26 protein-coding genes and 1 pseudogene are annotated in these 25,856 nt (G+C 59.5%); 7 read left to right on the top strand and 20 right to left on the bottom strand.

All coding sequences use genetic code 11. The annotated features are described in order from the left end of the window. Positions 1-149: 149 nt before the first annotated feature. The 5 genes from H7698_RS17345 to H7698_RS17325 form a co-directional block, all read right to left on the bottom strand. Complete coding sequence (locus H7698_RS17345; RefSeq protein WP_194692259.1) at positions 150-719, bottom strand: DJ-1/PfpI family protein; 570 nt, start codon at positions 717-719, stop codon at positions 150-152. 174 nt (positions 720-893) lie between these two features. Next, positions 894-1,310, bottom strand: coding sequence for a VOC family protein (locus H7698_RS17340; protein ID WP_194692258.1), 417 nt, complete (start codon positions 1,308-1,310; stop codon positions 894-896). A 68-nt stretch (positions 1,311-1,378) separates the two neighbouring features. Continuing rightward, positions 1,379-2,122, bottom strand: coding sequence for a carboxymuconolactone decarboxylase family protein (locus tag H7698_RS17335; RefSeq protein WP_194692257.1), 744 nt, complete (start codon positions 2,120-2,122; stop codon positions 1,379-1,381). A 25-nt stretch (positions 2,123-2,147) separates the two neighbouring features. Beyond that, a complete protein-coding gene (locus H7698_RS17330) occupies positions 2,148-3,359 on the bottom strand; it encodes an MFS transporter (protein ID WP_194692256.1) in 1,212 nt (403 codons plus the stop codon). Next, positions 3,356-4,384: an alpha/beta hydrolase gene (locus H7698_RS17325; RefSeq protein WP_162438984.1), complete on the bottom strand. Its 1,029-nt coding sequence runs from the start codon at positions 4,382-4,384 to the stop codon at positions 3,356-3,358. Before H7698_RS17325 ends, H7698_RS17330 begins: the two co-directional genes overlap by 4 nt. Positions 4,385-4,559: 175 nt before the next feature. Between H7698_RS17325 and H7698_RS17320 the strand changes: the two genes are divergently transcribed. After that, positions 4,560-5,486 (top strand): LysR family transcriptional regulator, encoded by a 927-nt coding sequence (locus H7698_RS17320; RefSeq protein WP_194692255.1) that lies wholly within the window; start codon positions 4,560-4,562, stop codon positions 5,484-5,486. On the opposite strand, the gene H7698_RS17315 is transcribed toward H7698_RS17320, so the two are convergent. The 4 genes from H7698_RS17315 to H7698_RS17300 all read right to left on the bottom strand — a co-directional run bounded on the left by H7698_RS17315 (position 5,483) and on the right by H7698_RS17300 (position 8,151). After that, entirely contained in the window at positions 5,483-5,950 is a 468-nt protein-coding gene (locus H7698_RS17315; protein WP_194692254.1) for an anti-virulence regulator CigR family protein, read from the bottom strand. The two genes, H7698_RS17320 and H7698_RS17315, sit on opposite strands and share 4 nt — an antisense overlap. A gap of 159 nt (positions 5,951-6,109) precedes the next feature. Then, positions 6,110-6,694: a DUF6630 family protein gene (locus H7698_RS17310; RefSeq protein WP_194692253.1), complete on the bottom strand. Its 585-nt coding sequence runs from the start codon at positions 6,692-6,694 to the stop codon at positions 6,110-6,112. Between the two features lie 100 nt (positions 6,695-6,794). Next, positions 6,795-7,166: a hypothetical protein gene (locus H7698_RS17305; protein WP_194692252.1), complete on the bottom strand. Its 372-nt coding sequence runs from the start codon at positions 7,164-7,166 to the stop codon at positions 6,795-6,797. 100 nt (positions 7,167-7,266) lie between these two features. Next, positions 7,267-8,151 carry an AraC family transcriptional regulator gene (locus H7698_RS17300; protein WP_194692251.1) on the bottom strand — a complete coding sequence of 295 codons (885 nt, stop codon included), beginning with the start codon at positions 8,149-8,151 and terminating at the stop codon, positions 7,267-7,269. A 139-nt stretch (positions 8,152-8,290) separates the two neighbouring features. On the opposite strand from H7698_RS17300, the gene H7698_RS17295 reads away from it, so the two are divergent. From H7698_RS17295 to H7698_RS17285, 3 genes are read left to right on the top strand one after another with little or no spacing between them, the layout of a single operon-like run. Then, a complete protein-coding gene (locus H7698_RS17295; protein WP_194692250.1) occupies positions 8,291-9,034 on the top strand; it encodes an SDR family NAD(P)-dependent oxidoreductase in 744 nt (247 codons plus the stop codon). 18 nt (positions 9,035-9,052) lie between these two features. Then, positions 9,053-9,454: a VOC family protein gene (locus H7698_RS17290; RefSeq protein WP_194692249.1), complete on the top strand. Its 402-nt coding sequence runs from the start codon at positions 9,053-9,055 to the stop codon at positions 9,452-9,454. Next, positions 9,451-10,428, top strand: coding sequence for a saccharopine dehydrogenase family protein (locus tag H7698_RS17285; protein ID WP_194692248.1), 978 nt, complete (start codon positions 9,451-9,453; stop codon positions 10,426-10,428). The genes H7698_RS17290 and H7698_RS17285 overlap by 4 nt, the downstream gene beginning before the upstream one ends. Before the next feature lie 63 nt (positions 10,429-10,491). On the opposite strand, the gene H7698_RS17280 is transcribed toward H7698_RS17285, so the two are convergent. Next, the gene (locus H7698_RS17280; RefSeq protein WP_194692247.1) at positions 10,492-11,382 is read right to left on the bottom strand and encodes an AraC family transcriptional regulator; all 891 of its coding nucleotides are present in this window, start codon (positions 11,380-11,382) and stop codon (positions 10,492-10,494) included. A gap of 198 nt (positions 11,383-11,580) precedes the next feature. Here H7698_RS17280 and H7698_RS17275 point away from each other — a divergent pair, with 198 nt between their 5' ends. Next, positions 11,581-12,330 carry an SDR family oxidoreductase gene (locus H7698_RS17275; RefSeq protein ID WP_194692246.1) on the top strand — a complete coding sequence of 250 codons (750 nt, stop codon included), beginning with the start codon at positions 11,581-11,583 and terminating at the stop codon, positions 12,328-12,330. Positions 12,331-12,377: 47 nt separating this feature from the next. Here the strand turns inward: H7698_RS17275 and H7698_RS17270 are convergent, their stop codons facing one another. From H7698_RS17270 to H7698_RS17245, 6 genes are all read right to left on the bottom strand, one after another. Further along, positions 12,378-12,860: an HIT family protein gene (locus H7698_RS17270; protein ID WP_194692245.1), complete on the bottom strand. Its 483-nt coding sequence runs from the start codon at positions 12,858-12,860 to the stop codon at positions 12,378-12,380. A gap of 498 nt (positions 12,861-13,358) precedes the next feature. Then, positions 13,359-13,901, bottom strand: a complete 543-nt coding sequence (locus H7698_RS17265; RefSeq protein ID WP_194692244.1) for a DinB family protein — start codon at positions 13,899-13,901, stop codon at positions 13,359-13,361. Positions 13,902-14,003: 102 nt separating this feature from the next. Further along, the gene (locus tag H7698_RS17260) at positions 14,004-15,251 is read right to left on the bottom strand and encodes an OprD family porin (RefSeq protein ID WP_194692243.1); all 1,248 of its coding nucleotides are present in this window, start codon (positions 15,249-15,251) and stop codon (positions 14,004-14,006) included. Positions 15,252-15,370: 119 nt separating this feature from the next. Next, on the bottom strand, positions 15,371-16,084 hold the full coding sequence (locus H7698_RS17255; RefSeq protein WP_162438992.1) for a sulfite exporter TauE/SafE family protein: 714 nt from the start codon (positions 16,082-16,084) through the stop codon (positions 15,371-15,373). 23 nt (positions 16,085-16,107) lie between these two features. Continuing rightward, positions 16,108-17,505, bottom strand: coding sequence for an amidohydrolase family protein (locus H7698_RS17250; protein ID WP_235992898.1), 1,398 nt, complete (start codon positions 17,503-17,505; stop codon positions 16,108-16,110). A gap of 9 nt (positions 17,506-17,514) precedes the next feature. Further along, the gene (locus tag H7698_RS17245) at positions 17,515-18,876 is read right to left on the bottom strand and encodes a uracil-xanthine permease family protein (protein WP_194692242.1); all 1,362 of its coding nucleotides are present in this window, start codon (positions 18,874-18,876) and stop codon (positions 17,515-17,517) included. A gap of 254 nt (positions 18,877-19,130) precedes the next feature. On the opposite strand from H7698_RS17245, the gene H7698_RS17240 reads away from it, so the two are divergent. Next, the gene (locus H7698_RS17240) at positions 19,131-20,177 is read left to right on the top strand and encodes a substrate-binding domain-containing protein (RefSeq protein ID WP_194692241.1); all 1,047 of its coding nucleotides are present in this window, start codon (positions 19,131-19,133) and stop codon (positions 20,175-20,177) included. Positions 20,178-20,465: 288 nt separating this feature from the next. Beyond that, positions 20,466-21,608: a sensor histidine kinase gene (locus H7698_RS17235; protein WP_162441137.1), complete on the top strand. Its 1,143-nt coding sequence runs from the start codon at positions 20,466-20,468 to the stop codon at positions 21,606-21,608. Between the two features lie 281 nt (positions 21,609-21,889). Here H7698_RS17235 and H7698_RS17230 read toward each other — a convergent pair whose 3' ends face one another. The 4 genes and pseudogenes from H7698_RS17230 to H7698_RS17215 form a co-directional block, all read right to left on the bottom strand. After that, positions 21,890-22,282: a RidA family protein gene (locus H7698_RS17230; protein WP_194692546.1), complete on the bottom strand. Its 393-nt coding sequence runs from the start codon at positions 22,280-22,282 to the stop codon at positions 21,890-21,892. A gap of 102 nt (positions 22,283-22,384) precedes the next feature. After that, positions 22,385-23,437 (bottom strand): lipoyl synthase, encoded by a 1,053-nt coding sequence (gene lipA, locus H7698_RS17225; protein ID WP_328803754.1) that lies wholly within the window; start codon positions 23,435-23,437, stop codon positions 22,385-22,387. Between the two features lie 72 nt (positions 23,438-23,509). Further along, entirely contained in the window at positions 23,510-24,766 is a 1,257-nt protein-coding gene (gene glyA / locus H7698_RS17220) for a serine hydroxymethyltransferase (protein WP_194692239.1), read from the bottom strand. Between the two features lie 131 nt (positions 24,767-24,897). Continuing rightward, positions 24,898-25,856, bottom strand: a pseudogene (locus H7698_RS17215) (glycine dehydrogenase (aminomethyl-transferring)); the annotation flags it as partial.

Genomic DNA, 25,856 nt, shown 5'->3' with positions numbered 1-25,856 from the left:
ACGATGCTGGTTTTTCGGCGGATTGTTCTCCGATGCAACACACTTGCGGGTCGCTGAGAGAGCACCAGACCGAAACCGGGTCGCGGGCACGTCATCAGCGCTCATAAATCATCTCCTGATAATGTGCCCGACATGCAGGGGCGACGCGGTCACCGATGTTCTGCTGCCAGCATTGACCTGAACTGAGAAACGATCTCTGAAGATAGCCCGGCACTGTCGAACACTGCGCAGGTGAAGCTAACCGGGGCAGGGCCTGGGGCAGTGATGATGCGGTCTGCGACCACGGCTACCGAACTGTTTTGATACAGCGCGCGGCCTTCATAATTCAAGGCGTTCTGTTGTAAGAAGTCAGCGCTGTTCGAGGTATGAGGAACCGTGTCGAGAAGCCCGGCCCTGGCAAGTGCCAGCGTTCCGCCACAGATACCGGCAATTGACGCTCCACTTGAATGGCTGGCTTGAAGAAAGTCTCGAATGTCCGGTGCTTCTGCACCTTCCCAGGCCATTCCTCCAATAACGGCAACCACGTCCGGTTTCCAGTCCAGGCATTGTTGCAAACTGCTATCGACAGAGACCGTCAGTCCACCCTGCGAGCTGAACTGCCCCGTAGAGGGCGCAAAAAACCTGACGTCGATCCCGTAAAACGGGGAGCCAGTGCCCGCAATGAACGCATATTCCCAGTCCGCAAAACCGGGTGTCAGTATCAATCCCACGCGTGCCATCAGTCAGAATCCTCCATGAATGCCAATAACCAGCAAAACATACCGCAAGGGCTTCTTGGGGTCGAACGCGGCCGAGCGGAATGTCTGCTTCTTAATGATAGCGCTGGCTTTCTCATCAGTTCGGGCGTGGTTCAGGATGGCGCCGTATACACGTTCATTGGATGGCGATTTTCATCAAGATTGCACAGTAGGGCCTTTCAGCTCGATTTGATTATCATCCGGGTCATTGAGGTAAATGGACAACCCTGTTCCCTCTGCGCCATAGCGCATCGCCGCCTTCTCTGCGGATACACCGCTCTGCGCCAAGTGGCGGAGGATGGCCTGTTCATCAAACGGCTCAACCCGAAGGCAGACGTGATCGACGTTGTGTCCTTGCTTGCCCGCCGGCTGACCACCCTGACGACCGATCGGCCCGTTCACATCAACCAGGTCGATCATGGATGTGCCTGCGCTCAGGTGAATCATGCCAAGGTCGTCACGGCGTTTGTTGACCTCACATCCCAGGACTGATGTGTAAAACGCCAGGCTGCGCTCAATGTCCTGCACCCGAAGTACAACATGGTCTAAACGTTGAATTGAAAAACTGCGCATGACGATCACTCCTGTCGGATCACTGATTTTAGTATCCATCCCGGCGAGGGCAAGCGCGTGTAGCCTGGTCAGCCTCTGATTTTTTCCATGGCCAAAACAATGCGCTCAGCCGCACCCTGGTCACCACGGTGTTTGAGTTCGCTAGCCACTTGGTTTAACTGCTGCGCCGTGAGGCCAACATTCATACTGATCTTCAGGTGCGACTCCAACTGCGCCTCTAGCCCTGGCATCGCGGCAAGTGCCCCGACAGTGGCCAGTTCACGAGCCACCCAATCGAGGTTGTCTCGGGCGAAGATATCGCCGAACAGGTGAACCTTCAGAAACTGGTCAATCGCAGGGGCGAACTCAAACAGCGGTCCCGAGACCGGTGCACCCACCAGACGGGTTTGATTGTCTGTACCCAGTTCGAGCAAAGCATGCCCCGACGGCACAGGGCCCGGTTCGCGTCCCGGTTCGTCTTGAGTGCCGCGTGTCTCGCGCTCTTGCAACACGCTCATCAGTTGCGAAAGCGCATTGAGGCTGCGCGGGAAACCGGCATACGCATAAAGCTGGACCAGGATTTCCTTGCACTCACTAATCGTCAGGCCGGCGTCGAGACCACGATTGAGTGCTTCACGTAAACGGGGCATATCGCCGCTGGCCATGCTGGCGCCGACAGGGGCGACAGCCAGTTGTTTTGCAGTCAGGGTTTGTTCAGTCACCATCTTTTTCTCCAGATCTGTCGCAGCGGCGAGGGGTAAAGCCAATAGAGCAAATGGCGTCAAGGTGGCGAACCAGAGGGCCTTCCAACCAGGGGGACGATCGATAAACATGGCCTTGCTCCTTGGAATAGAGGGGTCATCGGGTGTGGGGCACCGGCGAACGAGCGGTTAGAAAGGTCAGCAGCGCGGCGAGCATCAACATCACGGCGCTGGCGATAAACGTGCTCTGGTAGCCGAGCGCGTCAAACAGTACCCCGCCGACGGTGGAGCCCACTGCGATAGCCAATTGAACAATCGCCACCATCAGGCCGCCGCCTGCCTCGGCATGATCCGGCAAGGCATTCGCAATCCAGCTCCACCAGCCTACTGGTGCCGCCGTCGCGATAAAGCCCCAAAGTCCGAGCAATACCGCTACAGCGATAACCCAGGTGCCTGCAGGAATCAGGGCTGCTGCGATTACCGCCATCAGCAGTGAGATGGTACTCAAGGTGCCGTATAGACTGCGCTTGAGGACTACACCGATCAGCGTTGTGCCTAAAAAGCCAGCGACGCCTATCACCAATAGCAGCAGAGAAAGGATGGGCACGCTGACCTGGGTGACCGATTCCAGAAAAGGGCGCAGGTAGGTGAACAGCGTAAATTGGCCCATAAAAAACAAGCCCGCGGCGGCCATGCCCAGCGCCACCTTGCGATTTTTCAGCAGTTTGAAAACATTGCCAGCACCCGGCGAACGCTTCTGTGCTGGCATGTCTGGCAGGCTGATCCACTGCCAAACCAGCGCAATCAACGCCACTGGCACCAAGCACAAGAACGCACCTCGCCATCCCACGATCGAGCCCAGATAACTGCCCAGTGGCGCCGCCACCACCGTCGCCAAGGCGTTGCCTCCGTTGAAAACGGCCAGTGCCCTGGGCACCTGTGCAGCCGGCACCAGGCGCATTGCCGTGGCTGCCGACATCGACCAAAACCCGCCAATCACGACGCCGATCAGGGCTCGCCCAGTCATGTAGATCAGGTAGTTCGGGGCAAGCGCCACAATGATGCCCGATAGGGCCATCAAACCGGTCAAGGCCAACAGCAGGGTCTTTCTGTTCAGGTTGCCGGCGACCCAGCTGATCGACAGGCTCGCCAACACCGCAAACGCGCCAGAGATGGCAAGCCCCTGGCCCGCCAGGCCCTGGCTGACCTGCAGGTCGTTCGCCAAGGGTGTCAGCAGGCTAACGGGCATGAACTCCGAGGCGATCAGCGCGAATACGCACAGCGTCATTGCATAAACGCCACCCCAATGACCGGTACGCTTACCTGTCTCGCTCAAGGCGTTGGTTGGCAGGTGGACGTCAGCCGTCATTTCAGGTGGTCCTGAAAGAATCGGGTCAGCTGTGCGAAAGGAATCAGGTCGACGCGATCGTACAGATCGACGTGGCCTGCGTTGGGCACAATGACCAGCTCTTTAGGTTCGCCGGCCAAGCGAAACGCCTCTTCGCTGAACTCGCGGGAGTGGGCGTTTGCACCTGCAATAAACAACATCGGGCGAGGCGAAATGCTCTCGATATCGACGAATGGGTAGAAATTCATGAACTTGGTATTACTACTCAGCGTCGGGCGGGTGGTCTGTTGTGGCGTGGAACTGGTCGGAGTGAATTCACCACGTGGGGTGCGGTAGAAGTCAAAGAACTCGCGCTGGATGGGGTGGGTGTCAGCTTTCAGTTCTTGCACTGTGCCGCCGGTGTATTCGATCTTGCCGCCTGCGAATTCCACATAACGCTGCTCGGCCGCCGCGGCGATGACTTGCTTGCGCTGTTCAAGGGTTTGCGAATGCTTGAGACCGTCGCGGTTGGCGGCGCCCATGTCATACATGCTGACGGTGGCGATGGCTTTCATGCGCGGGTCGATCTTGGCTGCACTAATGACAAAACTGCCGCTGCCACAAATCCCCAGCACGCCTATGCGCTGGCGGTCGATAAAAGGCTGCGAACCGAGGTAATCCACGGCGGCACTAAAGTCTTCGGCGTACATGTCTGGCAGTACAGCATTACGTGGTCGGCCTTCGCTTTCGCCCCAGAACGACAAATCCAGCGCCAAGGTTACGAAGCCCTGTTCCGCCAATTTTTGCGCATACAGGTTTGAGCTTTGCTCCTTTACCGCGCCCATGGGATGACCAACGATAATGGCCGGGCTACGGTTGGCGTTTTCCAGCCCTTTGGGGATGAATAGATTGCCCACGACATTGAGCTGGTACTGATTCTTGAAGCTGACCTTTTGCACGGTCACCTGGTCACTTTTAAAGAAATTATCGGCACCGTTGGACATATCGGCTCCTGATGCGGTGAATGAACTGATTAGCAACCCGAGCATGACGAGAAGTCTTTTCATGGGGCGTCCTTTTGAGGGAAAGCTGAAGGTGGCGCAGCGCGAGGCTCGCTCCTTTTCATGGCGAGAGGTTGGGGTGCGGAGTAGTGTTACGCAATAATGAGATTTTGATTAGCTAATGAATGCTTAATGCGGCTATAACCATGACTAATCAATCAATCAATCGAGCCTGCCCGCCATGGCCAAACACAATTTCAATGATCTGCTGGCTTTCGTGACCGTGGCGCGGGTGGGCAGCTTTACCCGCGCGGCGGTACAGCTTGGAGTGACGCAATCGGCAGTGAGCCAGGTGGTGTCCGCACTGGAAGCGCGTCTGAAAATCCGCTTGCTGACCCGCACTACGCGCAGCGTATCGCTGACAGCGGCGGGTGAGCGATTGCTGGACGCAGTGGGCCATCGCTTCGATCAAATCGAGGCAGAAGTGGAAGCGTTGACCGAGCTGCGCGACAAGCCGGCCGGGACGGTACGCATTACCTGCGGCGACAACGTGATCAAGACAACCCTGCTGCCCAAGTTGGCGCCGTTGCTACAGATGTACCCGGATATCAAGCTGGAATTCGATATCAACTATGGCTTTCGCGACATCGTCGCCGACCGTTTCGATGCCGGCGTGCGCTTCAGCGACACGGTGGCCCAGGATATGATCGCCGTGCCCATTGGCCCGCCGATACGAATGGCCGTAGTGGCTGCGCCAGGCTATTTCGCGAAACACCCCGCCCCGGAACATCCTCGCGATCTGGCAGGACACCGCTGTATCGATATCCGTTTTCCCACCTATGACGGCGTGGATGCATGGGAATTCGAACGCCAAGGCAAGAAGCTCAAGGTACGTGTAGACGGCCAGTTGATATTCAACTCCACCACCCATATCGCCGATGCGGCGGTGAGTGGGCTGGGCATCGCCTATCTGCCCGAGGACGAGTTTGCCCCGCATCTGAGCGAAGGGCGGCTTGTCCGGGTACTGGAGGACTGGTGTGAACCCTTCGGCGGCTTTCATCTGTACTACCCCAGCCGTCGACAACCCTCCCAAGCGTTTTCACTGGTCGTTGATGCGTTGCGGGTTGATCGTTTACCGCCGACCGCAATCTCCGCCCGAGTGCACTAATCAAATGCACCGTTGAGAACTTCGTAGATGAGCCCGGTTGCCAGCGCGACCAGTATCAAATCGGTGCCTGCTTGCTGCCATTCATATCCATCGTAATGAGGCAGCCTGCCGACCAATCGACCATCGAGTTTCTTTGCAATTCCGGGTGGAAGCGGTTTGCCCCTCGCGAGGTTCTTTTGAATGCCGGGTGGCAAAGCAGGGCCCGCGCTCCAGTAGTTCCGATAGTCGCCCACAATGCCGAGCACGCTACTGTGATTAATGCTTGGGCCATGATCCCGATCGCCGCCAGCATTTTTACCTTTGTTTTCGTGCCCTTGCTGGTTGCCATGGCTTTGGCCGTTTTGCGGATTTCCTTGTCCTTTCCCCTGGCCCTTCCCGTTACCAGGATCGGCCAATGCAGTCGCTGAGCCGCAGATCAGCGCAAGGCAGGTAAAGGCGGCAATGAGTGAGCGAGTTCTGGGCATGAGTCGTTCCTTCGGAGGGGCAGGATGTCTCTATGAACCTTAGACGCTTTTGACGATGCGGGTTCCGTGACGCGTGACCGCTGCCGCAAGGCTTTCCAGTCCCGTCAACCCTGGAGCACGGTCGCCGCACCGACCATTTTCGTATAGGCACTGCCAGCGTCAGAAGTTCTCAAGACTGACTTTAATACCCGCACGTCCGGCCAGCTCAATGGTTTCTTCCACCCGGTCAGCGTCAACAATAAAACCATCGTAATTGTCACTGCCGGAGTCCAGGTGAAGATAACGTTTATCAAACCGAATCAACCATCGGTCGAACTCAGCAAGCACCTCCGGCATTGATGAAGCGCCGTTTCGCACGTAGACGTAGGGCTCTTTCAAACCGTTGGCGCTGACCAGACAGGGAGCCTGATACTCAAACACATCAAAAGCTTTCCAATCCACGCTCATTAAAACGAGGTGTTCAAGTTTTTGCGGCTTGGAACCCTCCAGCAATCCATCGGTGAGAGCACCGCATGCGTCGTCTCCCATCGCGTATCTACGCATGACGCGCCTTACAAGTCGGGCGCCTTCTTTTTCGGGAACCACCGCCAACAGCCCCTGGGTAAAAGCCTCGAGTGCCTTTTTCCGTGCGGGATCAGTTGGTCCGGGCCGCAATTCTTTCATGATCGCTGAAGCGCTGAGGTTGGTTTCCTCGGGTGGGGGCATGGTAAAGCGCCCACCAAACAACCTATCCAAAATGCCCATACCACTCCTTGGAATACCTTGTGGAAAGCGATTTTCTGTTACTGGCGACAGTACAAACGCACATTAGCGCTTTGTACAGCAAACATTTCTTTAGCCACTGTCAGCCACCTTTGGCCCCGTGCGTTTGAGCCAGGCGAGCGTTCCAGTCGCCACCGTGGATGCGTTGGCACGCTTGCTCGGAATCGAAGCGGACAGTGCGGTCGGAAGGCTTCAGATCGATGTCGGCCTCACTCAGTGCGATGGCCGTCAATTCAAAGATGCGCATCTTTGCGTTTACCTGGGCGAGCTCTCTGTCAGCCTCGGTTTCGAACACCCAGATGACCTTCAGGGTTTCCGCCAACGCATTCAAGTCCGCGGTGTGGGTGAGCCAGGTGAAGCCTTTGATTTCACCTTTTGCTGTTTCGCACGCTTCAGTGAGCGTGGTAATCAACCGGCGTTCGATCCGCGCCAGTTCACGTTTTCCGGGTGGCATTTGGGGTTCCTTGTGGAGGTAATGGTGGAGCAGTTTGCCAGTGCCAACGGCGGCGTTTAACAGTAGCTCTCGGAACAACACAACAGAGGCGCAATTCTTGTCAGGCCTTTGTTGCTTCCCGGATTCTTCCCGCATCCTTCGCGGGGGGAAGTCCGAACACTCGCGCGTAGTCGCGGCTGAATTGGGTTGCGCTCTCATAACCCACCTCGAACGCCGCCGCCGTGACACTTTTGGCGCTGGCGAGCATGAGCATACGCGCTTGAAGCAGGCGTACCCGTTTCTGATACTGCAAGGGGCTCAGGGTCGTGACCGCCTTGAAGTGGCGATGGAAGGCCGAGACGCTCATGGCCGCTCTTTGCGCCAGGCTCTCCACCCGGATGGGATGGGCGAAGTCGCGGCGAATCCACTGAATGGCCTGGTTCACCCTGGCCATGGCCGTGTCGGGCGCGGCGATTTCGCGCAACATCCAGCCATGCGGCCCCTGCAAAACGCGAAAAAGAATCTCGCGTTCGTAAGCGGGCGCGAGGGCCGCGATATCGTCAGGCTTGCCCATCAAGCGCAACATCCGAACCCAGGCGTCCATCAGTTCTGGCGTGGTGGCGGCCACCGAGAAACCAGGATCGTTGTCGTGACGTCCAGCAGGTTTAGGCAAGTCCGCGAGCAGCGTTGATAACACCAGGGGATCCAGCGTCAGGCTGACGGCCAGGTAAGGCTCGCCGGTGGGGGCAGGGTGCACCGAGCCCACGGCGGGCAGCTCGATGGACATGACGAAATAGGTCGACGGGTCGTACCGCAGTGTACGGTCCCCCACGGTCATGGTTTTGCTGCCTTGCAGGATCAGGTTGATCATCGGGTCGTAGACCGCCGCGAGCATGTGCTCCGGGATCTTGCCCTGGACCATGGCGACGCGCGGAATTCCCGTCTCCGTACGACGGTTTTCGGCGTTGGCGGCCAAGGCGCGGAGTTCATTCAGTGGGCTGTTCATGGTGGGCATGCTGACGTGGCGAGGATGCCCAGTGCAAGCAAAAAGCAGAAACAGGCAGGTTTCGAGCAGGAACCGCCACGCCGGCGAAGACGCCGTCCTTTACCGTGGAGGCTCATTCAATCGAGAGGGGAGCGAGCACATGGGCGTTATCGTCATTACCGGTGGCAGTCGTGGCATAGGCGCCAGTGCGGCGGAGCATGCCGCTCAGCGTGGCATGGGGGTCATCCTCACCTACAACACGCGTCCGGACGCCGCAGATGCTGTGGTGCGGCGCATCGAACAGGCCGACGGCAAAGCGGTTGCGCTGAAACTCGACGTTGCCGATGTCGCCAGCTTCAAGGCCTTCCGCGAGGCGGTTGTCGTGACCCTTGAGGCCACTTGGGGCGCCAGTACCCTCGCAGGTCTGGTGAACAACGCGGGCTACGGCCTGTTCAATCCACTGGCGTCTGTCAGCGAGGCGCAGTTCGATGGTCTTTTCAATGTCCACCTCAAGGGGCCGTTCTTTCTGACCCAGGCCTTGCTGCCATTGCTTGAAGAGAACGCAAGCATCGTCAACCTCACCAGCGCCACCACGCGAGTGGCCACCGCAGGGGTTGCGCCTTATGCGGCGTTCAAAGGCGGCCTGGAAGTACTCACGCGTTACATGGCCAAGGAATTCGGTGAGCGCCGCATCAGGGCCAATTCGGTGTCGCCGGGAGCGATTCGTACCGAGTTGGGGGGCGGGCTCAATGATGAGTTTGAAGCCCTGTTGGCCGGGCAAACGGCGCTGGGTCGAGTGGGCGAGCCCGAGGACGTGGCGCGAGTCATCGCCATGTTGCTATCGCCAGAGGGCGCCTGGATCAATGCGCAGAGCATCGAAGTCGCGGGCGGCTACATCATCTGAACCATCGAGGGCCACACCATGCTGGATCACATTTTTCTGTCCGTCAGCGATATCTCACGTTCCATCCGTTTCTACGAAGCAACCCTTGCGCCACTGGGCATTACCGCGCGGCTGGACTACGACGGCAAGGATGGCCCGCCCGGGCATCCTGATCTCAAAGGCTTTGGCGCCAACGGCCGGATATTCTTCTGGTTGCGCGAGGGCGTAGTGGAAGAGCAAGCCGTACACGTCGGATTTGTAGCGCATAACAAGGCCGAAGTGGAGGCCGCCTATGCCGCCGCGATGGCCCATGGCGCGATCGACAACGGCGCCCCCGGCGCGCGGTTGCACTACGACCCTGATTACTACGCCGCCAATGTGCTGGACCCGGACGGGTACAGCCTGGAATTCGTCTACAAGAACTGGCAGCACGTCCAATGAACACTCTTCTGATCTATGGCGCGACGGGCTATACCGGTCGCATGGCTGCACAACGGGCCAAGGCACTCGGCTTGCCGTTCGAAATTGCCGGCCGCAATCGCCAGCATCTGGTCGATCTCGCTGCACAACTGGACGTTCCCTGGCGCGTCTTCGAGGCGGGCCCCGACTCGGCGCAATCGTTGTCTGGCATCCGTGTATTGCTGAACTTCGCGGGACCTTTTGCACACACGGCGCCTGCCTTGATGGCGGCGTGTATTGAAGCCGGTGTCGATTACCTGGATATCACGGCCGAGATCAATGTCTATCGGCTGGCCGAACGTTTGGGTGCCGACGCGGCAGCCTCAGGCGTGATGCTGTTGCCGGGCGTTGGCTGGGATGTCGTCCCCACCGACAGCCTGGCTGCGCACATCGTCCGGCGCGTCGCCAATCCCGTGGCGTTGAGTATTGCGCTGCAGGTCCCGGGGTCGATGTCCCGAGGTTCGGCGATGAGCGTCAGCGAGATCATCGGCGCAGGCGTGCTGACGCGAATCGACGGGGCGCTTGTCCCGACACCGGACGCGCAGCCACGCCAGTTTGATTTCGGAGACGGCCCGGTTCCGTGTGCGCCATTGTCATTCGGTGATCTGGTGACCGCCTGGCATTCGACACGAATACCGAACATGGCGATGTTCGTGCATGTCGCCGGTAATGCCTTTCCCGAAGGCGATTTGTCACAGTTACCCGATGGCCCCAGCGCGCAGGAACGTGACGCCAATCGTGCCCGCGCAGTGGCGCAAGTGACCGATGCTGACGGTAGCGTGCTGCGTTCAGTGATCGAAACGGTCAACGGCTACACCTTTACACCGCTGGCGGCGGTTGAAGCGGCACGAAGAGTGTTGGGCGGTGATCGGCAGGCTGGATTTGCGACACCCGCAAGCGTATTTGGCGTTGATTTCGCCAGTACCATTGCCGGTACGACGATCACCGATTTGTAGTCTCGATGGATGGAGTGACGCGACGGCTGAGTGCCGTTGCGTTCAAGTCTTCGCAGGTATGGCTCAATGCTTTTCGAGTGCTTCCTGCAGATCGCTCGATACAGTGGGGACTTTGAATCTTGCTGCATCGCGTGCCGGTGGCAGACCGAAGAGACGTGCGTACTCGCGGCTGAATTGCGAGGCGCTTTCATAGCCCACAGCGTAGGCAATGGACGTGGCATCCCGCGTGTCGAACAGCAGCAGCCAGCGCGCCCTCAGCAGGCGCAGACGTTTCTGGTATTGAATGGGCGTCATGGCCGTCACGGACTTGAAGTGACGGTAGAACGCCGCCACGCTCATGTCCGCCATCCTCGCCAATGGCTCTACGCGAAACGGCTCGGTGTAGTGTTCGCGGATCCACTGAGTCGCCCGCCGAACCTGGGCCAGTCGACCGTCCGGGCGCGCAACGTCGCGCAGCATGGCGCCCAGCGGTCCTTGCAAGGCGCGGAACAGAATCTCGCGCTCGATCATGGGAGCCAGCACAGCGGCTTCATGAGGCGCATCCAGCAGTCGCATCATGCGTAACCAGGCGTCGATCATCTCGGCGGGTGCCGCCACGGGTTCAAAACGGGAATCGCCTAAGGCTTTTGCGGTTTTGTCGTCTTCCATCAACAACGTCGAGATCACCGCCGGGTCCAGGGCGAGACTGACCGCGAGATAAGGCTGGTCAGTGGCGACAGCGTGAATCTGCCCCGTCGCGGGCACATCGACCGGCACCAGAAAATAGCTGCCCGCTACATAACGAGACACCTCATCACCGATCGACAGCGTCTTCTGGCCCTGAAGCACCAAGTGCAGCATTGGCTCATAGACCTGATCGGCGCATGCCTCTGCCCGGACCATTTGCACGCGGGGCAACCCGGTGTCGGTCCACTTGTCGTGTGCGCGCATCACGATGCTGCGCAGTTCTGTCATTGCTCTGTCCATGACCCGGACGATGGCCCTGTTCTCGGGGTGACGCAAGCCATGTGAGAAGAATAGGCAAGGATGTGCGAAAAACCGGCAAACGGCGCAGGCCGCGGGGGAGGAATACTCAGGCATGCAGTTCGTTGCGTTCCGGCCCAGCCGGTGGCAGCGGACTTTGGTAGAACATTCACTCAGAGCACATTGATCATGAAACTCGAAGGAAAAATCGCGGTGGTTACCGGTGCCTCCAAAGGCATCGGCGCCGGCATCGCCAAGGCACTCGGCGCACAGGGCGCGACCGTCATCGTCAATTACGCCTCCAGCCAGACCGAGGCTGAAGCCGTAGTGGCGCACATCACGGAGCTGGGAGGTCGCGCCTGTGCCATACGGGCCGACATGAGCGTCGGCTCCGATGTTGTACGTCTGTTCGATACCGTAAAGGCTGAATATGGAACCCTGGATATCCTCGTCAACAATGCGGGCGTAGCGGTGTTCCAGATGATCGATGACTTGACCGAGGAGGCCTTCCACACACAGTTCAACCTCAACGTGCTGGGCTATCTGCTGGCCGTGCGAGAGGCCGTCAAACTCCTGGGTGCAAAGGGCAGCATCATCAATATCAGCTCCATCCTCAGCACCGACCCCTACCTGGCGTCCAGCGTTTATTCGGCAACCAAGGGCGCCGTCGACACCCTGACCTTTGCACTGGCACGGGAACTGGGAGGACGGGGTATCCGGGTCAATTCCATCCTGCCAGGACACACCAATACGCCCGGTACGAACGGCAACTTTGCGGGTGAGTTTGGCGAGATGCTGGTGGCGGGAACGCCGTTGGGTCGTTTTGGCGAGCCGGAGGATATCGCGGCGCTAGTGGTATTCCTCGCCTCTGAGGATTCACATTGGATAACCGGTGAGTCCATTCGAGCGTCGGGCGGGGTGCGTGGTGTGGGTTACTAGGCGCAGTGACAAACCAAGGTCCCCGCCAAGCCATCTGGCGCTGACACTCAAACAAACGCGCCACGCAACTCCCTGATCACCTCGTCAACAGAGGGGCCTTGAATCTCTGGTGGGACGGGGTTTTCACCAAATTCTCGCCAGATAAACAAGGTCAACTCTGCGCCGTCGGTTGATGACAGAGCGTTTTCAGCGTAGGCAAAGTTTTGCAGAAGCCGATAGCGCGCATCATTCCAGAACAGGTCTTCGACCCATTGATAGACCGGTATGAAATGAAAGTGCAGGGGCCAACCCGGCTCATGGCCAAAACGCCCGATGTAGAGGCGCTTGGGCAGCAGCTGCTGCTCGATGATCTGCTGGGTCCTGGCGAGCAGAACGCCCAACTCTGCAAGCGCATCGGGTGATAGCTGGGCCAGCGATGTGGTTTGCACCTTCGTACTCAACATCAGGTAACCGGGGAGTGCGCTCGATAGATGGTGATTGATAATCCAGTGGTCGGTTTCATGAAGGATGAAATGCGGGGCAATTTCCATGTGCCGTATGTCCTGAGCAGTCGACGCGTCAGATTAGCAACATCACGTCAGCCTGTCCGCTGGTGGCAACTTTCTGGGGGACAGGGCGCGATCAGCAGTTGGCTCAAACTTAGCTGCTACAGGGGGTGGGGTGTTTGCTCGAACATCGGGGCCGCTTCGCGCCCCAACGCAGGCTGCGCCAGCTGCTACAGGGGGCGGGGTGTGTGCGGGCTTTGTGTAGCAGCTGCCGAAGGCTGCGTTCGACTGCGTAGCGGTCGCTTTCCGGACGCTGTGGTGTTTGCTTGAAAAGCAGGGCCTCTTCGCGCCCCAACGCAGGCTGCGCCAGCTGCTACAGGGGGCGGGGTGCGCAGGGGCTTTGTGTAGCAGCTGCCGAAGGCTGCGTTCGACTGCGTAGCGGTCGCTTTCCAGACGCTGTGGTGTTCGCTTGAAAAGCAGGGCCGCTTCGCGCCCCAACACAGGCTTCGCCAGCTGCTACAGGGGGCGGGGTGTGCGCGGATGCTATGGGGTGTGCCCGGAGGGGATGAGGATGACCAGGTCCGTATCACCTACGTCGACGCCCGCCTGTGAAAGCAAGGTCGTGACTTGTCCGCGGTGGTGCGTTTGGTGGTTGAAGAAGTGCATGACCAGGCCATAAAAGTCCTTGTCGGCCGGTACTCCCTTCATGCTGGCGTAACTGAGCACGTGATCCAGATCCGACTCCACAATGGAGCGTGACCACTCGACAATCATCTGATCGAGCCACACCCGTTGTGCGGAAAGCTCGCGGATATTTGCGTACAGCAATTGGTCGAGGCTTGTGGGGGTAGGGCGCTGAAGAATGGGTTGCAGAGCCAGGTGGTTTGCCGGGTGCCTGGCGAATCGCTGCAGCCAGACGGTATCGCCGGCCACCAAGTGATTCAGCGTGCCGAGGATTGAGCCAAAAAACGCTTTCCTGTCGGCAGAAAGCTCCTCATCTGGCAGGCTTCTGGCGGCTTCATAGATCTTTGCGTTCATCCACTCGTTATAGGTTGCCATCAGGCAGATATGGCGGATTCGGCTCATTGTGCTCATCCTGAAACCCGGTCTGGTGCCGGGCATTGTTGTTCTGGCGGACAACAAGTTTACCCGGCCAACGTCATCTCCATGTGCGTAAAACGCGTTATCTCAAAACAGACTGAACGGATAGTTGACGATCACCCGATTGTCATCGAACTCGTTGCTGCTGTAATCGCGACGGATGCTGGCGTTGCGCAGGCGCACGTTGAGGTTCTTCAATGAACCGCTTTGTACGGTGTACGCCAGCTCGGTTTCGCGCCCCCACTCCTTGCCTTCGGTGACCGTGCCGATGTGCACGTTGTCGCCGCTGACATAGCGATTCATCAACACCAGGCCGGGTATGCCGAGCGCGACGAAGTTGTAGTCGTGGCGCAGTTGCCATGACTGTTCCCTGGCGTTGTCGTAGGTGTTGTTAAAGCTGTCGTTGGCCAGTGAAATGCCGGCGGTGCCATTGACGCGCATCCAAGGGTCGTCGCCAGTCAGTTTCTGCAAACCGACATAGAAGGTATTGCCGCCATATCGAGCGGACAGCAAGGCCGACATCGTGCGGTTTTCCAGCTCGCCCGCGCGGGCGCTGCCGTTCTCGCGGCCCTGAAAATAACCAAGATTGGCGCCCAGGGTCCAGGCGCCCAACGGTTGGCTGTGGACGACCTGCAGGTATTGCTGCTGGTAGATGTCTTTGAGTTCGGCGTTCCATACGCCGACCATTGTGCGCTTGTCGTTGAAGCTGTATTCACCGCCGACGAAATTGAAGCGGTCGGAGATGAACGCCGTCTTGCTCAGCATGAACATGTCCTGCTGGCTGGCGTCGTTGCGCGGGCTGTTCTGGCGAAACTGACCGCCGTACAGGGTCAGGCCGTCGATCTCTCGTGAGGTGATTTGCCCGCCCTCGAACGTCTGCGGCAGCGAACGACCATCGTCGGAGCGCAGGATCGGCAGTACCGGCATCCACTCGCCGACTTTGAGTTCGGTCTTGCTGATTTTCATTTTTCCGGCCAGTGCCAGGCGCCCGAAATCGTCGGCGGGGCGTCCGTCGCGGTCGATCGGCAACAGCTGCGTGCCGCCGCTGCCCTTGCCGCCATCCAGCTTGATCGAGTAGAGCCCCAGGGCATCCAAACCGAAGCCTACTGCACCTTGAGTGAATCCGGAGCGGGCATCGAGGATGAAACTCTGGGTCCACTCTTCGGCCTTGCCCTGGGGCGATGCAGGGTTGGAAAAGTTGCGGTTGATGTAGAAGTTTCTCAGGTTGAGGGTGGCGCTGGCGTCGTCGATTAAACCGGCTGCAATGGTCTTGAGTGGCAGCGTGCCGACGATGGAAAGCGTGAGGGCGATTCGAAGATTGGCGGTCATTTTCATTATTGTTTTTATCCAATTTCTGGCTGTAGAAATCCGCTGCATCCGCCAGCGCGAATGCAGTGAGTTCAAATCGAATGGCGTGCGGCAGCGGCCCTGAACGAGCCGCTAAAACTCGGTGGTCATTGCACCAGTAACAGTGATCCGGAGACGAAGGCGAATATCAGGACAAACCGGCGCAGGCGCGCTTCATTGATGAAGTGCCGGGCCCAATGGCTGGCGATCACGCCAAGCGCCAAGGGCAGGCACAGGCTCAATACCGGTGTCACCTGCGCGGCGTGCAAATGCCCGCCGAGCGCTAGCACCACCAGGGAAATCACTTCGCCCACCAGGAAGCACAGGGCGACTGAGCCTCGCAATGTGGCCACCGGCGAGTGCTGATACACCAGCGCCAACGGCGGGCCGCCGACGCCGGTGGCCGTTTCGGTGATGCCCGTGATCAGCCCCGTGGAAATCAGCGCACGGCGTCCTGGTACGAAGGAGGGTGCCATCCAGGTCGCCAGGCACGCGGCGATCGTCGACAGGCCTATCAGCACGTTGAGTTGTGAGAGCGGCAGCCAGAACAATATCCAGACGCCGCCGAACGTACCGACAAAACGCCCGACGGTAATCCACGAACTGCCCCGGAAGTCGATCGCCTCACGCTCGCGCCAGGCGATTGCTGCGTTCAAGGGCAACATCAAAATCAACAGGCTGACCGGCAGGGATTCTGGCGCCAGCAAGCCCATTACCGGCGCCACGATGAGGGCGAAGCCCATGCCCGTTGTCCCCTGGATAAGCGCACCGCACGCGACGGCGAGCGCAATGAGGTAGAGCGGGTCGAATGGTAAGGTCATCTTTTACCCAATCACGAAGAGTGTTATGCCACGGAGGGCAGTGGATGGACTTTATGGATCGGCGCCTGGCTGACGATGTCCCGCGCCAGCGCATCGACCTGTCGCATCAGCTCACGAGCGTCCCAGTCGGTCGGCCAGCCTTGCCACAGACGAACCTTGCCCTGCACCACGACGGCGTGGATCTGATCCCTGTTCGCCAGGCGCACCAGGTCCCATGTCAGGTTCCAGGACGGCAGCAGTTCCGGCACCGCGAGGTCCACCAGCAGGAAATCAGCGGCGTAGCCGGGCGCAATCTGTCCGGTGAGCTGGCCGAGGTGGAGCGCCTGCGCAGCGTTTTTGGTGCCCATGTCGAGCCACAGTTGCCCACCACCGCAGACCGAATCCCCGACGGCGATACCGTGGGCAAAACGCTGGGCGGCTTCGGCGTAATCCAGAAGGCGGAAGCCATCACCGCGGGTGCCGTCCGTCCCCAGGGCCACCGGGATGCCCAGGCAGTGCATCAGGTGCGCCTGGGCCACGGCGTTGCCTTTCCAGGCGCTGGCGACCGGGTTGTAACTCACTGCGGCGCCGCTATCGCGCAACAGGCAGATCTCGTTTGGCGTCAGTAAGGTCGCGTGGGCCAGCAGCGCCGCCGGGCCGAGCGCGCCGGCCCGGTGCAGTTGCTCCAACGGTCTGACGCCGTAGAGTTCCAGGGAGCGTTCGACGGCGACCAGGTGCTCGTTGACGTGGCTCTGGAACACCCGCCCGGACTCTTCGCATAAGCGGTAGACCGCCTTGAGTGTCGAGTCAGTGGCGATTTCAGGAATAGGCACGGCCAGCGAAGGCGTGATCAGCGCGTCGTTATTCCACTGCGACAAATGCCGTTCCGCCGCCGCGAGAATCTGCCGCGCATCCAGCACTTGCTTGCCTTGAATGTCGTTGCAGGTCTTCGCCAGTACGCAGCGGATGCCGACTTCATGAACGGCCTTGGCAATGGCTTCGACGCCTTCGGTCGAGCGCGTGCCGGCATCGCACACCGTGGTGAAGCCGCCGCGCAGGGATTCGAACGCCGCGAGTTTGCTCGTCAGGTACAGCAACTCCGAATCGAGCGAGCCTTCGAGGGGTATCCAAACCCGGCGAAAGATTTCCGAGGGTTCGCCGAAGACCAGGCCTTTGCCGAAACTCTGGCTGAGATGGTGGTGGGTATCGATGAAACCCGGCATCAACAACTGCTGTTCGAGACGCTGCACCTGATGCGCGGGATAACGCGCCTGCAACAGTGGCAGCGGTCCGACGTCGGCGAATTTGCCCTCGACCACCAGCACGGCCTGACCGCGCTGCGGGCCATCCGGCAGCATCAACCAGTCCGGTGCCAACAGCTGTTGCGGTGCAAGCAGTTGTTCAGGAGAAGAGGGCAGGTGCGTAGTAACTGTGCGATCCATGGAGCAACCTTAGTGAGTATGTGGTGAGTGGGTCAGATCGGCCTTGGCGTCCGCGCCGTTGTCCTGGCGACCCACGCAATGGAAGAGGAAATTCATCACCGCGGCGGTGACGGCGCCCATGGCGACGCCATTGCCGAGCAGCCCGGCCAGGCCGTTCGGGAAATGGCTGTAGACCCCTGGCACCAGAATCGGCAGCAAGCCCACCGCCAGGGCAACGGACACCACGTACATGTTGCCGTGGTGCCGCAGGTCCACTTTGCGCAGCATGTCGATGCCCATGGTGCCGACGATGGCGAACACGATCAGGCTGGTGCCGCCGACGACCGCTTCCGGTACGCCACCGATCAACCGCGCCAGGGGCGCCAGTAGCGCGAACAGCAGGAGCAGCACGCCGGACACTGCGGTGACATAGCGCGAGCGAACGTGGGTGGCACGGATGACACCGATGTTTTCGCCACTGGTGATGATCAGCGACGTACCCATGAACCCGCCGAGGATGGACGCCAGTGCGTCGCCGCGAATGGTGCGGGTGACGTCCCGATTGATATCCAGTGGCTTGTCCACGGCTTCGCTGATCGCCACGGTTTGCCCCGTCGCTTCAACCATGGAAACCAGACAGAAAAGCATCAACGGTATCGAGGCGAACAGATCGAATTGAGGCACGCCGAACGGCATCAGTGCCGGCAGACTCAGCAACGGCCACCAGCTCAACTGAGAGCTGTCAAAAGCCCCCAAGGCGACCGCCAGCAGGCTGCCGCCAACCAGGCCGAGCAAGATGGACAATTGGCCGAGCGTTCCTCGCAACAAACGAGAACACAGCACCGTGATGACTATCGTGGAGAACGCCAGTAGCAGTTGCTGCGGGGCGGCGAAGTCGGCGCTGCCAGGCCGGCCGACGATCAGCTCGCCCGACAGCTTGATCAGGTTGACGGACACCAGCAGCAGCATCGTGCCAACCACCACCGAGGGGAAGAAACGCAGCAGCCGACGAAAGATCGGCAACACCACGAAGTAGAAGACGCCCGTCAGAATGACCGCACCGGAAGCCGTCGCCACGCCGTTTTGCTGGGCGATCAGAATGAACAACATGATCGGCGCCCCACCGGGGAGCATGATGAAAGGCAAGCGCGCGCCACAGCCGCGCAATCCTAACGACTGGATCAGCGTGCCCAGCCCGCAAACCAAAAAGGTCGCGCTCAGTAACTGCAGGGTCAGCTCGCTGGAAAAGCCTAAAGCCGTGGCCATCAGGAAGACCGAGGCAACTGGCGAGGCCGCCATCACCAGTACATGCTGCGCGCCAAAAATCAGCAGCTGCCGCCAGGGCAGTCGCTCATCAACAGGGGAAACGGGGTTTTTCTTGTTATCCGGCATATCCCACCTCTACGTAAAGCCAGCATCAACGGCTTTTTGATTATTGTTTTAAACGTCACGTAGTTTCGGTCGGGATCGTGCAGGTAAATCCCAAACCAAATCGATTTTGTTATGTGCCCAAATCGATTTGGGTGAAATGTATTCCCGTTCTTAAAGGCTGTCAACGGTCCATCCGTCGCCGATGACCCTGAGTGGCCGAGAACCGTCGGTGCGCGTATAACTCGGCAGCATTGCTGACTGAGTTGCCCCAACCGATGCCAAACAACGACAACCACCGCCCTACCATTGCCGACGTCGCGGATGCTGCCGGCGTGTCGCGCACCACCGTTTCCCACGCGCTCAACGACCGCGGCCAGGTCGATCCGGTGACCCGCGCCCGAGTCAAAGAAGTCGCCGCCAGCCTTGGCTACACCCCCAATCTGCGCGCCCAGCGCCTGCGCACCGGCAAGGCCAATGCCATTGCATTACTGTCCTCAATGCCGTTTGCCGTAGCAGGCGGATCGTCACGCCTGGGCTTCTTGATGGAGATCGCGGCAACCGCGACGGAAGCGGCCCTGCGTCGAGGCGTGGCACTGGTGCTGGTGCCGCCGATGGACGAGGCCAAGGCCTTGCTGGATACGCTGGATATCGACGGCGCAGTGATCATCGAGCCAGTCGCCAACGACCCGCATATCGCGCGCTTGCGTAAAAGAGGGGTGAAACTGGTATCGATCGGACGCCAGCCCGAGGCCGGTTTCGACTTGCCGTACATCGACATGCACGGCGCAGCGGCGGGCGCCTTGCTGCTCGATCATTTGCACGAGCAGGGCGCGCAACGGATCGGCCTGGTGATCGGGATTCAATCCCGGCATTCCTACCTCGACATGGAACAAGCGTACCGCGCCTATTGCTCAACCCATGGCCTGACCCCGGCGATCGTTCGCGCCGACGAAGCGGGTGGCGAAGCGGCCGGCGCCGCTGCCTGTGCGCAATTGCTGGACGAGTATCCGGACCTGGATGGACTGTGCGTGCCGGTCGATGCGTTCGCGATTGGCGCGGTGCAGGCGCTGAACGAAAAAGGGCTGAAGGTGCCGCAGGATGTAAAGGTGGTCACCCGTTACGACGGCTTCCGCGCACGGGAATGTACGCCGCCCCTGACGGCCTTGAACATGCACCTGGAAGAGGTGGCCGCGCTGGCGATCGAGTTGCTGTTCGAACAGATCAATGAGTCTGGCACCGACCAGCGTCAACGCATTGATGCGCCCATGGCGACGCTTGTGGTTCGTGAATCGAGCGCGGGTTTGCGGGAGAAAAATGTTTGAGACGAGGCAAGCCCTGACAGGCAGTCGGGGCTTGATAGAAGAAACAGGTGACAGGATCAAGTACGTCACTTTTGCGCAGGGGTGCCCCTGGCAATGGACGCAAGAGATCAGGGTCGGTGTTAACGCTGTTGATGCCTTGATCGTGCGTATCGACCAAGCGGGCCTGAAGCGGACCGAGCTTTAAAAGCCATACACAACCTCCTACACTGCTGACACCCGCTCACACCCAATCTGCGCAGCCTCGCTCTCCTGCCGGCGTCTGCATCGCCTCCCATTAGGATTATTGACATGCGCCTGTCTGATTTCATTCTTGAGAACCTTGAGCCGATTCTGCAGGCTTGGGAAGATTTCGCCAGAACTATCGATACGCCGGGTGAGGACCTCGATAGTGAAGCGCTGCGAGATCATGCCGAACAAATGTTGCGGGCAATTGTGAGTGACCTGCGGACAAAGCAGACGAGGCGAGAGCAAGCTGCCAAGTCTCAAGGCCAAGCCCCGGTAAACGATGAAGAAACAGCAGCTGAAACCCATGCAATGACGCGGTTGATGGCAGGTTTCACGATCGATCAAATGGTGTCGGAATATCGAGCACTGAGAACGAGTGTCGTAAGTCAATGGATGAGGCAAGTGAAGGATGGCACGCCGATCAATGTCGACGACATGACCCGATTCCACGAGGCCATCGATCAGGCTCTCGCCGAATCCATCGCCAGTTATTCACGCGCCGTTGAGGCGTCACGCAACGTATTTCTAGGCATTCTCGGCCACGATTTGCGCACTCCGCTTGGAGCGATCTTGCTGGGTGCCGACATGTTGAGGCGCTCGGAAGGGGCCGGAGACCGCAATACCAAGGTTGCCAACCAGATATACACAAGCGTGCGGCGAGCGAGCCAGATTGTTGGAGACCTGCTTGATTTGACCCGCTGCCAAATGGGCCCAGGCATTCCCGTCAAGAAGACGGATTTGGATCTATCGCGCGTTTGCGAACGTGTTGTCGAAGAAATCCGAGCGTTTTATCCAGAGGCCGTGGTCCTGTTCGAAGCGAAGACTCCAGTTCAAGGGCAATTCGATGGCGCCAGAATGGAACAAGTCTTCTCGAACATAATCAGCAACGCTGTACAGCATGGCGATAATCAACTCCCGATCAAGGTGGAGTTAAAGGCCTCGGAAGACGGCGCTATTTTCACTGTTCACAACAGCGGTGAGCCCATACCAGAAGACGTTCTCCCGTTTATATTCAACCCTTTGGGGCGTTTCTCTCAGCGATCTGCAATTGATCACGGGCCGACAGAGGGGCTGGGCTTGGGCCTGTTTATCGCCTCAGAGGTTGTGGCCTCACATAACGGATCAATCGATGTCAGCTCTGACTGGAGTGGCGGCACCACTTTTCTGGTCAGGCTTCCAATGACTGAGCCGGCCGCACATTTGTAGACCTGTTCGAGAGAAAGCTTCTGGCCGGCCGATCATCGTTCAGCGATGGATATGCACATTGGCGGGGGCTGACAGACTCCGGTTGCTCATGACAAAGGCGGGTACGTCCTGGTAGGGCCAGCCATCGGGAGCGTTGGACATGCTCCATCCTTGTAATCATGCGGGCGGGGAATAACCCATGAACAAAAGAACCCTCTGGAGGGCGAGTGAGATTTCAGCTCTACGGCCGCATGGATGGACACCCATCCAGGATCTACTAATTCACCTGCCGATCTGAAACATCATCGCTGCACGGCGATGCATTTGATCTCCACAAGGAGCCCCGGTCGAGCCAGTTCCGCGACACCGATGCATGTCCATGCACACGTGCCCCTGGGAAAGACTTCATCCTTCACTTGTCTGAAGATTGGCATGTGGCGTTGCATGTCGACGTGATAGGTCGTCATTTCGACGACATCCTCAAAATCGCAGCCACCGGCTGCCAGGACGAGCCGTAGATTCTCCCACGCGGCTAAAAACTGCTGCTCAGGATCTTCGATAACCGTCAATTCCGGCGTCCGGCCTACCTGGCCCGCGCAGTAGAGCGTTTTTCCTACCTTCACAGCTGGCGCATAACCCGCCTGCTCGCAGAGCAATTTCATGCTGTCTGGAACGATGATCTGGCGATCAGTCATGGTCGTGGAGCCCAAAATATAAGCGGATACGAAACCTAACCCAGGTGCCAGAGCGCCGTCCACTCGGGCCCCTTTGCATTAAGCAAACAACCACGCTCACACTCAGTCGCTTATCTCAGCCAGCGCTCCGTGAGTATCGTTGACGTGTAAACCTCCATGAAGTTGCTGGTCGGCATGATACGAGGAACGCACCAAGGGCCCGGATGCGACGTTCTTGAAGCCCATTCGCGCGCCTTCCTCGGCAAACCACGCAAACATATCCGGGTGCACGAAACGCTGCACCGGCAAGTGGCTGCGTGAGGGTTGCAGGTACTGGCCGAGGGTGAGCATGTCGATGTCGTGCTCGCGCATCCGCTGCATGACGGCTATGACTTCGTCGTCGGTTTCCCCGAGACCCAGCATCAGGCCGGATTTGGTCGGGACCTGCGGCACCTGGTGCTTGAAGTTCTGCAGCAGGTCCAGCGACCACTCGAAATCCGAGCCGGGTCGCGCCGCTTTATACAGGCGCGGCACGGTTTCCAGGTTGTGGTTGAACACGTCCGGAGGCTCGCAAGCGGTGATGGCCAGGGCGACGTCCATCCGTCCGCGATAGTCCGGCACCAGGGTTTCCAGCTGGATGCCGGGCGACAGCTTGCGGATCTCGCGCAGGCAGTCGACGAAGTGTTGGGCGCCTCCGTCGCGCAGGTCGTCGCGGTCCACCGAGGTGATCACCACGTATTTGAGGCGCAGTTCGGCGATGGCCACGGCGAGGTTGGTTGGCTCGTTGACGTCCAGCGGTTTCGGCCGTCCGTGGCCGACATCGCAGAACGGGCAGCGTCGGGTGCAGATGTCGCCCATGATCATGAAGGTCGCGGTACCGCCGGAAAAACACTCGCCCAGGTTCGGGCACGAGGCTTCTTCGCAGACACTGTGCAACTTGTGTTTGCGCAGCAATTGCTTGATCCGGTCGACCTCGGGGGAGGTCGGCATGCGTACCCGGATCCATTCGGGTTTGCGCGGGAATTCATCGGTGGGGATGATTTTCACTGGAATCCGCGCGACCTTTTCTGCGCCGCGCAGTTTGGTGCCGACTTCAACGCTCATGTTCTTTCCTTTGTTTGCACCGAATTGTAGGAGTGAGCCTGCTCGCGATGGCCGCGAACGATTACGCGCTATTCCTGACGAAACGCGTCAGCTTCACGTCCATCGCGAGCAGGCTCGCTCCTACAGGGGTTTTGTGGTGTGCGATCAGTCGCGGTAGACCGGGAAATCGCTGCACATCGCGGCAGCCTGGCGGGCGACCTGAGCTTCGACATCGGCATCGCCAAGGTGGTCGAGGATGTCGCAGATCCAGCCGGCCAGCTCGATGCTCTGGGCTTCCTTGAAACCGCGGCTGGTGATCGCCGGGGTGCCGATGCGCAGGCCCGAGGTCACGAACGGCGACTGCGGATCGTTGGGCACGGCGTTCTTGTTCACGGTGATACCGGCACGGCCCAGCGCCGCGTCGGCGTCCTTGCCGGTCAGGCCCTGGCGGATCAGGCTGACCAGGAACAGGTGGTTGTCGGTGCCACCGGACACCACGTCGTAACCACGATCGATAAAGACTTGCGCCATCGCCTGGGCATTGCGGATGACCTGCGTCTGATACGTTTTGAACGCCGGCTCCAGCGCTTCCTTGAAGCACACGGCCTTGGCCGCGATCACATGCATCAGCGGGCCGCCCTGACCACCGGGGAACACGGCAGCGTTGAGCTTTTTCTCAAGTTCCGCATTGGCCTTGGCCAGGATCAGGCCACCGCGTGGACCGCGCAGGGTCTTGTGGGTCGTGGTGGTGACCACGTCGGCGTAGGGCAGTGGGTTCGGGTACAGACCGGTGGCGACCAGTCCGGCGACGTGAGCCATGTCGACGAACAGGTAGGCACCCACCTTGTCGGCAATTTGGCGGAAGCGTGGGAAGTCGAGGGTTTTCGAGTAAGCGGAGAAACCGGCGATGATCATTTTCGGCTGGTGCTCGACGGCCAGGCGTTCGACTTCGTCGTAGTCGATCAACCCGGTCGCGGTGCCGATGCCGTATTGCACGGCATTGTAGAGCTTGCCGGAAAAACTCACCTTGGCGCCGTGGGTCAGGTGGCCACCGTGGGCCAGGCTCATGCCCAGGACGGTGTCGCCGGCCTGTAGCAACGCCAGGTAAACCGCAGCGTTGGCCTGGCTGCCGGAGTGCGGCTGGACATTGGCGTAGTCGGCGCCGAACAGCTGTTTGGCGCGGTCGATGGCCAGTTGTTCGACCACATCCACATGCTCGCAGCCGCCGTAGTAACGCTTGCCCGGATACCCTTCGGCGTACTTGTTGGTCAGGCCGCTGCCCTGGGCTTCCATGACCCGTCGGCTGGTGTAGTTTTCCGAGGCGATCAGCTCGATGTGGTGCTCTTGCCGCGCGTCCTCGGCGTTCATCGCCGCCAGCAGTTGGTCGTCGTAGCCTTTGATCTGGTCGTGCTTGCTGAACATGTGAAAGTCCTCTGTTGTTCTCGAATGGGGGTTCACCTGTAGGAGCTGTGGAATGCAACGAGGCTGCGATTTTTTGATTTTTTTTAAAACAGGATCAAAAGATCGCAGCCTGCGGCAGCTCCTACGGGGGGTTATGCGTAGTCGGCGATTGAAGGGCAGGCGCACATCAGGTTGCGGTCACCGAAGACGTTGTCGACGCGGCCTACGGGCGGCCAGTATTTGCTGTCGATCAAGGTGTCCAGCGGATACACCGCCTGTTCACGGCTATACGGATGCAACCACTCGCCCACCAACTCCGCCGCAGTGTGCGGGGCGTTTTTCAGCGGGTTGTCGTCCTTGTCCAGCGTGCCGTTTTCCACCGCACGAATCTCTTCGCGGATGCGGATCATGGCGTCGCAGAAGCGGTCCAGTTCTTCTTTGGATTCGCTTTCGGTCGGTTCGATCATCAACGTGCCGGCCACCGGGAACGACATGGTGGGCGCGTGGAAACCGAAGTCGATCAGGCGCTTGGCCACGTCATCAACGCTGATGCCGCTGCTGTCTTTCAAGGGACGCAGGTCGAGGATGCATTCGTGTGCCACCAGGCCGTTGCTGCCGGTGTACAGCACGGGGTAGTGCTCTTCGAGACGACGGGAAATGTAGTTGGCATTCAGGATCGCCAACTGTGACGCGCGCTTGAGGCCGGCGCCGCCCATCATGCGAATGTACATCCAGGTGATCGGCAAAATGCTTGCGCTGCCGAACGGTGCCGCGCAGACCGCGCCTTCCTTGCGTTCCATGTGGGCGTGGCCCGGCAGGAACGGGGTCAGGTGCGCTTTCACGCCAATCGGGCCGACGCCCGGGCCGCCACCGCCGTGGGGAATGCAGAAGGTTTTGTGCAGGTTCAAGTGGGACACGTCGCCGCCAAACTTGCCCGGTGCACACAGGCCAACCATCGCGTTCATGTTGGCGCCGTCGATATACACCTGGCCACCGTGGTCATGAATGATCCCGCAGATTTCGCGGATGCCTTCTTCGAACACACCGTGGGTCGACGGGTAGGTGATCATCAGCGCGGCGAGGTGTTCGCGGTGCTCGATCGCCTTGGCGC

Origin of the sequence: Pseudomonas sp. p50(2008) (assembly GCF_015351605.1) — a bacterium.
In the GTDB taxonomy this organism is placed as follows: domain Bacteria; phylum Pseudomonadota; class Gammaproteobacteria; order Pseudomonadales; family Pseudomonadaceae; genus Aquipseudomonas.
The sequence above is the reverse complement of the archived record's forward strand: the minus strand, read 5'-3'. Positions and strand labels throughout refer to the sequence as shown.